Origin of the sequence: Intestinibacter sp., from assembly GCF_051866655.1 — a bacterium.
In the GTDB taxonomy this organism is placed as follows: Bacteria; Bacillota; Clostridia; order Peptostreptococcales; family Peptostreptococcaceae; genus Intestinibacter.
Genome location: NZ_JBJDXL010000118.1, coordinates 1 through 6,454, shown reverse-complemented (window position 1 = coordinate 6,454; position 6,454 = coordinate 1). Strand labels below are relative to the sequence as shown.

Below are 6,454 nucleotides of genomic sequence, written 5' to 3'. Positions count from 1 at the left end.
TAGAAAGACAGCAAGCTATAACTAATTACAATACGCGTAATTTAGGTAATTTAGGTTATGCTTCTAGATTACAAAATGCTGTTAATTACAATAACTTACTAAATGAAGCATATGCTAGAGCTGCAGAAATGGATAATAATTATGCTTTGCAATATGCCACAGCATTAGATAATGCTGGTAAACAGTGGCAAGCTAGCAAATAGGCTCAGTTAGAAACCAATGCTAAAAATAGAGCTGCTGCCTCTAACGCTAGAAATACTTCTGTTCAAGATTTAGTTAGTTATATGCAAGGAATGAGATCTGATAAGAGAAAGATGAATACAATCATGCCTATGTTAAAAGATTTATTTACAACTCAACAGTTAGAAAGTATATGGAAGTAAATCAATATTATTAGCCTTTAAGACTATAGTATAGTCCTATAGACTTTGATACGTTGTATAGAGTTGCAGCATATCAAAAGGAACAAATAGATAAAGCTAATGAGAATTTATCTACACAGTTAAAAGAATGGTCTAAGTTTCAATCCCCTTCAGAAGTAGATACTTAGAATTGGTATAAATTAACTAAAGGGGCTCTAGAACCAGTAATAAATGAAATGGTTAAGAATCCCGATTTAATGAAAAGTGCTGAAGGTAGATATAAGATATAGAATGCCATCAATAGTGTAGATTATGCCTCTCTATCTAAATTAAGAGAAGGAGCAGAAGCATTAGCTACCTTTAATTAGAATAAGTCTAAATTACAAGCAGCAGGACTGTGGAATCCTAGTAGAAACTGGAACAATATAGACACTAGTTAGTACAATACATTGGATAAAGGAGTACTAGAAGATTTATCTCCTTTATAGTACAAATCCTTAGGAGAAGTAGTTAGACCTTACATAGAAGGTCTTAAACCTTCTTTTATATCCGGAAACGTTAATCCAAATAATCCAAATTAGAAGTTACCTAATACTAAAGGATGGATGGCTATTACTAATTAGGATTTGCAGAGAACGTTGAATGAAAAAGCAAATGAAATTATACAAACTCCACAAGGTAATGCTTGGTACAACGATATAGCAGATACTATGCGTAGCATTAATCCGGATGTAACAGAAGAAGAAATATATCAGCAGTTTGTAAATCAAATGATGCAAGACGCTCAATATAAGCTAATAGCTTAGCCTGTAGACGATACTTTTGCAATGTAGATGGATCTATTAAAAGAAAAAAATAAAGCAGAAGCAGAAAAAAATAAAAATTAGAATTAGCCAAGTCTAGGCTTAGAGGATATGCTAGTAAAAACATATGGAGATAAACTAAAAGATATAGTAGAAACTGCTAGAGTAAACAGCAGACAATTTTCAGAATTAGAATTAGAATACAATAATAATTCTAATTCTGAAATGAGTTAGTTCTATGGGCAATTATACAAAAACAATAAAGAATTTGCTACGCTATACGACAAGGCTCTGAGTATAATAAAAAAAGAATACCCTAACATTACAGAATCAGAAATGTAGACTTAGGCTGCTAATTTTGCATTAAGTAATGCAGAACTGACGGACAATGAATAGAAGTTGTACAGTAAAGCTTTAAACAAGGTTTCTAATAATGAAATGCAAGTAGTAGATAAAGCTATAGGGTATACTTTACAAGGTATATTTAACTAGTACTTAGAGACAGGATCAGATGATAAGCTAATTTCCAATACTAGTGACCAGTTAAACTACGAGCAGAATCCTTTTAAATAGATTAATGTATATATCGACGGTGGTGATCTTATGTATTCTGATGCAAAAGCTCACGATATGTGGAATAAAGGTTTACATGCTTTGTCACAGAGTATGTCACCGTAGTTAGAAACACAGGTAGAACAGCAAATATTTAAAGAAAAAGATTTCGTTTCACCTGGTATAGGGCATGTCATAGATCCTACTAAGTTGATGTCTCCTAAAGAGTTTATTTATAATAATAACAAACACATAAGAGATTTAGCTCAGGAGGCAAAATACGATGTATTAAACACTCATCTAGATAGAAATACTTTGCGTAAAGACAATCTGGATATAGAAGAATTAGCAGCAAAAGGAAAGTTTGGAAAGGTGTCTGTAGGTGGAATATAGGGTTATATAGATACGAACGGAGTAAGAAATTATGTAGTATCTGTAAATATACCAAAGAAAGCTTTAAACGAGCATTATGGAAGATGGTATGCGTGGGACGAAGTTAGTAACACATTACGTGATTACGGATTTACACTAACAGAAGGATCTGGAGTTGATGAAGACAGAATGTGGAAGGACGGTTATGTAACTGTAGATATGGTATTACCAGCTACGAATGCGTTACAAGATAAGACAATAACCAACAGATACTTCTAGAAAGAAGTGGGTACTACAAAAACAAAAGAAAGTTAGGCGACTATAGATGACGCTATGCTATAGAAATTTGGTAATTTTGAAATAGGTATAGGATTAAAATAAAAAGAAATTATGCCAGGAATTAATTATAATATACAGAATTAGTTAAACAAATAGCCAATAAGGTACAAATTTATTACAGATACCCCTGTAACAGATTAGGCTTATTATACAAATACACAAGTAGACGATTATTCTGCTTCTTACGATGTCATAGATTGGGCGCTAGATGCGGCCCATTCTATGTACCGTAGTGTATAGTAGGGTGAAATGAATGAGTCAGAAGATATAATGACTGCTTCTAAAAATAATATAAATAATGCCAATAAGATATTATAGCTGTACGATTACTTAAGCTATGCCGGAAAAGAGAGGTCTACTAAATATACAGATGATTTACTTGATGAAGAAACAAAACAGTAGTTTGAAAAGAGCGGAGCTTAGGCTTTGTAGAATCTCAGACTTTCTGGAATATGGACTTAGTAGAACAACCCTTCTTATGATGATTTGCAGGAAATTATAAAAAAAGAACAAAAAAAATACGATGAAGAGTATTAGAATTACTTACATAATTTAGATTAGTATAATTCTGATATGAAAGCATACGACGTCAGCTAGTATTTTACTAGAAAGTCAAATTAGACCGTAATATCTTTTGGAAATTTATTTTTTAAATTGCCTGCAACTATGGGTACTAGTTAGACTAGTCCGTTCCTTTAGAGTTCATCGCTTGTAGCATCTGTAGTGGGAGCTAAAGCTGGAGCTGCTATTGGATCTGCTGCAGGTTCATATGCCGGTCCTGTTGGAGCAGGTATAGGTTCTGTAGTTGGAGCTGTGTTAGGCGGAGCTACTGCAGGCTAGTTGTTAGGAGGTAAGCAGTCTAGAGAATATGAGTCCCATATGGAAGCATTCAATGCACAAGTAGAAAAATTATACAAACTTGCAGAACAAAGAAATATAGATTTAAATAAAGTTTCTGAAAATGTAAGAAATCAGTTGTAGCAAAAAGGTATAGATACTAGTTATATGGACTAGAGAATGCTATTAGAAGCTGCAATATCTTAGGGTTTAGATACTACAGGATCTTTTGAATTCGATTAGGCCACAGAAGATGTATTTAAAGGTTCTAGAAGAGTATATGAGATAAACAACGCTTTAGGTTTTGGAGAAGTGGTATCTGATTTAACGTATGCCTTACCACTAGGAAGATGGGGTGCTAACGTATTAAAGGGACCTGTTAAATTTTTAGCTAAACCTTTGTCCAAAGGAAAGATAGGAGATTTCCTTGAAAAGCGTTTTTAGGCCGGAGTAGATATATCTAAGATGGGTACCATACTTAGAAATAAAGTGCTAAAAGACAAATTGGTGGATTTTGCAGGTAGTACTGCGATTAGATCAATAGAAGAATCGTCTGAAGAAGGAGCTTAGAGTATTATTGTAGATGAGTACTTGAGAGGAGAATATGATGATGATTATGCGAATGCTACATTTACGGACGCTCTTTCGGACGGATAGGTGTTTTAGGACTTAGCAGGCAATGTAGCTAGACGTTTTAAATCTATAGGGTCGTTCTTAAATTTAGATGCAGAGTATAAGAATGATCAGCAGATGTTTGAAGAGATGCTTTTTGGAGCAATAATGCCATTTACTAATCCTACTGGAGTTATACTTGGGTCTCGTAATGTAGTAAATGCTTTTAATATGATATCAAGTAGCAAAAAAGTAGGAGACCATATAGCCAGCACTCTAGCTTTGCAGGACGAAATAAATAGAAATACAGAGTTTTATAGGCTATTGAGATAGAGTGAAATCGGTAGACAAAACTATGAGGAATTACTAGATAATGTCGCGCAACTGTTAAAATCTAAATCAATAAAAGGTAACAGTAAGTTTAAATTAGATACTACCGCTCTTACAGAAGATGGTAAAGAGTTGACTGATGAAGACATTGATAAATTTACAGATCAGCAAAAAAAGCAATATAGATATCTTAGTGGAGTAAAGAAGGCTTCAAAAAAACAATTAAAAACGTTAGGACTTGAAAATAAAGAAGATGAAGATTTATTTTTAGCGTTGAAGGCTGCTTATCTTACTGATTCCAGTAACTCAGAATAGTTCTCCAGACTATCTACTACAACCTTTCTATCGAATTCGATCGAATTGTCAAAACTTGAAGAGTTTAAGGAGCATATCAAAAACAATACTACAGAAAGAATAAAAACTGCGCTATAGAAATTAGATAAAACTAACAAAGACAAACTTATAAGTTAGTTAGCAGAATTAGCGTTGTTAAACGAAGCTAAAACCAGAGCTTTAAATATTATAAACTCTCAAAGTCAAGAATCTGTAGTAAAACAAGGATACGCTAAGCTTAAATTAATTACTGATCCGGCTATAGAAGATAATGCTAATTCTATTTCGTCTTATATAGAAGCAAATAAAGACATAGACGCATTAATATAGAAATCAATAGACGGCATATTCAAAACATTAAAAGATTCTAGCATAGAGGGAGAAGTAAGCGAAGACGTAGAAAGAATACAATTATCTTTATTGGACGGAAATATACAGATAAATGACGAGCAAAAGTTAGACATGCGCAATACACTAACTAGATCGGTAAACATGTTTGCAGATTCTCTAGCAATTGCCAAGCACACTAAGCAGAAACAAAATAAAATAAACAGCAATGACAAAGACTACATAATTAGTGTATTGAAGAAATACAGAGACGCTTAGAAAAAACAAGCGGCATTAGCAGATGAAAACAATGCTGCGGCTAGAGAAAAGCGTGATCCTTCTATTTCAAATGTAGTTAAAGAAGATTCTAAAGTTACTGACATGACTGCTGAAGCTGTAGAACAAAACAAATAGGCGTATAAATAGTAGATAAAAGAAACAGTTTCTTAGTTTAAGTAGTTAATAGAAGGAATATCGGATGATAGTGTACTTAACTTTATTAAGCAAAGAATAAAAAGAGGAGAAGGTATAATAAATGATGACGACATGTCATACGCTAGATTTGTTAGAGAGGTAATGAGAAAATTATCTGACGAATATGAAAAGCAGATAACTAAAGAAAAATAGAATGAAGGAGATAAAAAAACATACGAACAACTGAAAAAGGTTGTTAAAAATATAGATACGCAAATAAATAAAATAATAGAATACAACGCAGAATCAGAAGCGAGAGCTAAAAGATTTAATTTACAATTAGATTCTAACCCCACGGTATGGTTTGATGAAAACGGAAACAGATATACTTTTGACACTGGCGATTTCGAGTACTCTGAAAATGAAGGAGTAATTGTAAAAATGCGCAAAGTATAGTAGAAACATGACGAAGCGTTAAAGCAAACTATAAAGAGATTAGAAGAAGACTTAAAACAATTAGAAAAAGAAGAATCTTACTCTATAGAAGACGGTTTAAAAATGTTTTAGCTCGCTCAGGCTAAGAAAAACATTCAGAAAACTATAGATTCTTTAAAAGAGCAATTAGCAAAAAATGATAGAATTATAACAAACTAGGATGATCCGTTTTTATAGACTTTGACTTCTAAAAATAATTTAGGAGATACTATTAAGTTTTCGGATTTACTAGAAGCTTATAAGAAGAAAGCTAAAATTAAAATAGATAGCAATAAACAGAAAAGAAAAGTAAAACAAGAATGGGAATTAGATGGAGATATATACGAATTTGATATAAACAATGGTAGGGTGCTAAGAAAAAACAGCCCTGCTTACAGACAATAGCAAATAGAAGATTCTCCAGAAAGAACCGTACTAGTAAAAGCTTACCCTTTGAATTCTACTTTTGGAGCCAAATAGGCTTCTAAGTTAACTAATCCGTTTCATGCTGCAAAGTTTTGGAAAGGATTTATAACTATGCCTTATTCAGATTCTAGCCAAGCAAAAAAGTATTTTAAAACAGAAAAAGAAGACTACGGTAAAGTTTCTAGATTTGGAAAAACATGGGATAGGTATAGAGCCATTGATACTTTTAATAAAATAGGAAAGCAAATAATCTATGTACTCGAACATGGAAAA

Annotated in this window: 10 protein-coding genes; all 10 read left to right on the top strand. The window is 32.7% G+C overall.

Annotated features, from left to right (window positions below):
- Positions 1-203 (top strand): hypothetical protein (locus tag ACI3VO_RS03130; protein ID WP_439756521.1); only part of this gene is annotated, 203 nt, incomplete at its 5' end.
- A gap of 785 nt (positions 204-988) precedes the next feature.
- A complete protein-coding gene (locus ACI3VO_RS03125; RefSeq protein ID WP_439756520.1) occupies positions 989-1,168 on the top strand; it encodes a hypothetical protein in 180 nt (59 codons plus the stop codon).
- Positions 1,169-1,276: 108 nt separating this feature from the next.
- Complete coding sequence (locus ACI3VO_RS03120) at positions 1,277-1,399, top strand: hypothetical protein (protein ID WP_439756519.1); 123 nt, start codon at positions 1,277-1,279, stop codon at positions 1,397-1,399.
- Between the two features lie 531 nt (positions 1,400-1,930).
- Positions 1,931-2,110 (top strand): hypothetical protein, encoded by a 180-nt coding sequence (locus ACI3VO_RS03115; RefSeq protein WP_439756518.1) that lies wholly within the window; start codon positions 1,931-1,933, stop codon positions 2,108-2,110.
- A gap of 1,158 nt (positions 2,111-3,268) precedes the next feature.
- Positions 3,269-3,409, top strand: coding sequence for a hypothetical protein (locus ACI3VO_RS03110; RefSeq protein WP_439756517.1), 141 nt, complete (start codon positions 3,269-3,271; stop codon positions 3,407-3,409).
- A 606-nt stretch (positions 3,410-4,015) separates the two neighbouring features.
- Complete coding sequence (locus tag ACI3VO_RS03105) at positions 4,016-4,210, top strand: hypothetical protein (protein ID WP_439756516.1); 195 nt, start codon at positions 4,016-4,018, stop codon at positions 4,208-4,210.
- A gap of 129 nt (positions 4,211-4,339) precedes the next feature.
- Complete coding sequence (locus tag ACI3VO_RS03100) at positions 4,340-4,522, top strand: hypothetical protein (protein WP_439756515.1); 183 nt, start codon at positions 4,340-4,342, stop codon at positions 4,520-4,522.
- A 171-nt stretch (positions 4,523-4,693) separates the two neighbouring features.
- On the top strand, positions 4,694-4,870 hold the full coding sequence (locus tag ACI3VO_RS03095) for a hypothetical protein (RefSeq protein WP_439756514.1): 177 nt from the start codon (positions 4,694-4,696) through the stop codon (positions 4,868-4,870).
- Positions 4,871-4,960: 90 nt separating this feature from the next.
- Positions 4,961-5,146, top strand: a complete 186-nt coding sequence (locus ACI3VO_RS03090) for a hypothetical protein (protein ID WP_439756513.1) — start codon at positions 4,961-4,963, stop codon at positions 5,144-5,146.
- An 810-nt stretch (positions 5,147-5,956) separates the two neighbouring features.
- A complete protein-coding gene (locus tag ACI3VO_RS03085; protein WP_439756512.1) occupies positions 5,957-6,160 on the top strand; it encodes a hypothetical protein in 204 nt (67 codons plus the stop codon).
- Positions 6,161-6,454: the final 294 nt, after the last annotated feature.

Coding starts and splice junctions, on each gene's coding strand:
- ACI3VO_RS03115 (WP_439756518.1), top strand. CDS start 1,931: ATGTCTCCTAAAGAGTTTATTTATAATAATAACAAACACATAAGAGAT.
- ACI3VO_RS03105 (WP_439756516.1), top strand. CDS start 4,016: ATGTTTGAAGAGATGCTTTTTGGAGCAATAATGCCATTTACTAATCCT.
- ACI3VO_RS03120 (WP_439756519.1), top strand. CDS start 1,277: ATGCTAGTAAAAACATATGGAGATAAACTAAAAGATATAGTAGAAACT.